Origin of the sequence: Mycobacterium sp. E183 (assembly GCF_001667735.1) — a bacterium.
Taxonomy (GTDB): Bacteria; Actinomycetota; Actinomycetes; order Mycobacteriales; family Mycobacteriaceae; genus Mycobacterium.
Window position 1 is genome coordinate 1 of the sequence record NZ_LZJN01000140.1, and the last position, 3,109, is coordinate 3,109.

A 3,109-nucleotide genomic window follows, 5' to 3' on the forward strand; every position below is an offset into this window, starting at 1 on the left:
GCCACCGCCGCGTCCAACGGGCCGGCGGATCCGCAGACCGAGGACGAACCCGCGGTGCCCCCGCTTCCGCCCGGAGCGCCCGACGGGGTCGTGGGCGTCGCGCCGCACGCGACGCTCATCTCAATCCGCCAGTCGTCCAGGGCATTCGAGCCCGTCAACCCCGGACCGGGCGATCCCAACTCCGATGAGAAGGTCAAGGCCGGCACGCTCAACACGGTGGCGCGCGCGGTGGTGCACGCCGCCAACATGGGCGCGAAGGTGATCAACATTTCGGTCACCGCATGCCTGCCCGCCGCGGCCCCCGCCGATCAACGCGCCTTGGGCGCGGCATTGTGGTACGCCGCCACCGTCAAGGATGCCGTGGTGGTGGCCGCGGCCGGGAACGATGGGGAAGCCGGTTGCAACAACAACCCGATGTATGACCCGCTGGAACCTTCGGACCCCCGCGACTGGCATCAGGTCAAGGTTGTCTCGTCGCCGTCGTGGTTCTCCGACTATGTCCTGTCGGTCGGCGCGGTCGATGCCACCGGCGCCGCGCTCGACAAGAGCATGTCGGGCCCCTGGGTTGCCGTCGCCGGGCCCGGCACCCACATCATGGGTCTGTCGCCCCAGGGCGGCGGGCCGGTCAACGCCTACCCCCCGTCGAGGCCGGGCGAAAAGAACATGCCGTTCTGGGGCACCAGCTTTTCCGCCGCCTACGTCAGCGGCGTCGCCGCCCTGGTTCGCGCGAAATTCCCCGACCTGAGCGCGCATCAGGTGATCAACAGGATCGTCCAGTCGGCGCACAATCCGCCCGCCGGCGTGGACAACAAGGTCGGCTACGGACTGGTCGATCCCGTTGCGGCACTTACGTTCAACATCCCGCCGGGTGACAAGATGCCCCCGGGCGCTCAGAGCCGGGTGATCAGGCCCGCCCCACCCCCACCGCCCGCGGACCACCGCGCGCGCAACATCGCCATCGGGTTCATCGGCGCGGTCGCCGCCGGTGTGCTCGTCGCCGCGATCGCGGCCCGATTGAGGCGGGCGCGGTGAGTTCCAAGCTGACCGGGTTCAGCCAGGGCAGCAACCGGCGGGTCCTCGGGGTGTGGGTGGTGTTCCTGCTCGCCGTGGCGAGTTGGGCCGTGGGCGGATACATCGGTGCGGCCGTCGCGGTGGTTGTCGGCACCGCCGCGGTGTTCGTGCGGTGGTGGGGCCAGCCCGCGTGGTCATGGATCGTGCTGTGGCGGCGCGGACGACGCCCGATTCGCTGGGACGCGCCGATCACGGTGGCCAACAACCGATCCGGGGGTGGGGTCCGGGTGCAGGACGGTGTCGCGGTGGTGGCCGTGCAGCTGCTCGGCAGGGCGCACCAGGCCACCATGGTGACCGGTTCGGTGACGGTCGAGACGGACAACGTCATCGACGTCGTCGAATTGGTGCCGATGCTGCGCCAGGCGCTGGGCCTGCAGCTCGATTCGATCAGCGTCGTCTCGCTCGGTTCCCGGCACGGCAACATCGGGGACTACCCACGCGTGTACGACTCGGAGATCGGCACCCCGCCATATGCGGGCCGGCGCGAAACCTGGCTGATCATGCGGTTGTCGATCATCGACAACACCCAAGCGCTCCGCTGGCGCACAACCGTTGGTGCGACGGCGATTTCGGTGGCGCAGCGCATCGCCGGACTGCTGCGCTGCCAGGGATTGCGGGCGAAGGTGGCCACGGCCACCGACCTGGCCGAGCTCGACCGCAGGCTGGGGTGTGACGCCATCGAGGGGGACACGCAGCGGTGGAAGGCCATCCGCGGAGAGGCGGGCTGGATGACGACATACGCCTATCCCGCCGAGGCGATCACGTCGCGCGTCCTGTCTCAGGCGTGGACGCTGCGCGCCGACGAGGTCATCCAGAACGTGACCGTCTACCCGGACGCGACCTGCACCGCCACCATCACCGTGCGCACACCGACGCCGGCTCCCACCCCGCCCAGCGTGATCTTGCGCCGACTCAACGGCGAGCAGGCCGCCGCCGCGGCGGCCAACATGTGCGGCCCCCGGCCCTACCTGCGGGCGCTGCGGCCCAGCCCGCTGCCCGAACACCTGCTCACCGAGATCGGCCCCTCGGGCGTACTGATCGGCAAGCTGAGCAACGGCGACCGGCTACTGATCCCGGTCACCGACGCCGGTGAGCTGTCACGGATTTTCGTGGCCGCCGACGACCCGGTCGCCAAGCGGATCGTGATTCGCACGGCCGGCGCGGGGGAACGGGTGTGCGTGCACACCCGCGACGTGACCCGCTGGGCCACCGTGCGGATGCCGGAAATCAGCGTGGTCAGCGCGCCACGCCCCGCGCCGCGCACCACCGTCAGCGTCGTGGAGCACCTCGCCCCGATCTCGCCCACGCCGCGGCCCGCGACCGTGATCACCATCGCCCCGTCGGGCACGAGGCTCCCCGAGGGGCACCGGCACAACTTCGAGGTGATCATCGAGCAGGTGGGCCCCGCGACGGTGCGGGTCCACGCGGCGGGCAAGGACTGGGTCGCCGAGATGGACATGTTCCGGGCCGAAAACCGCTATGTGAGTCTCGAGCCGGTCACCATGTCCGCCGGCATCTGAAACGTCAAGAGTCAAAAGGCATCCGGATGAGCGCACACGATGGGTGATTTGCAAACTGCCCGTAGGCATTTCGACCGCGCCATGACGGTCAAGAGCAGGCAGGGCCGGGCCGCGGCGTTGCCCGACTTCGTCGCGGCCACCGACGCCGATCCGTCGATGGCCGACGCGTGGCTGGGCCGCATCGCCTGCGGCGACAACGACCTGGCCTCGCTGAAGAAGCTGTACGCCACCAGCGAATGGTTGCACCGCGAGACCACCCGCATCGGGCAGACGCTCGCCGCGGAGATTCAGCTGGGTCCCTACATCGGCATCACGGTGACCGACGCATCCCAGGTGGGCCTGGCGTTGTCGTCGGCGCTGACGATCGCCGGGGAATACGCCGAGGCCGACAGGCTGCTGGCCAATCGGGACCTGCTGGATTCGTGGGCCAACTATCAGTGGCACCAATTGGCCCGCGCCTTCCTGATGTACACCACGCAGCGCTGGCCGGACGTGTTATTGGCCGCTGCCGAGGAGCT

2 protein-coding genes and 1 pseudogene are annotated in these 3,109 nt (G+C 69.6%); all 3 read left to right on the top strand.

The window, feature by feature from the left end:
- Positions 1 to 1,032, top strand: a 1,032-nt coding sequence (mycP, locus tag A5691_RS15610) for a type VII secretion-associated serine protease mycosin (RefSeq protein WP_068266677.1), incomplete at its 5' end; no start/stop codon positions are given.
- On the top strand, positions 1,029 to 2,591 hold the full coding sequence (eccE, locus tag A5691_RS15615; protein WP_068019373.1) for a type VII secretion protein EccE: 1,563 nt from the start codon (positions 1,029 to 1,031) through the stop codon (positions 2,589 to 2,591). The genes mycP and eccE, both read left to right, overlap by 4 nt.
- A 39-nt stretch (positions 2,592 to 2,630) precedes the next feature.
- Positions 2,631 to 3,109, top strand: a pseudogene (locus A5691_RS15620) (type VII secretion AAA-ATPase EccA); the annotation flags it as partial.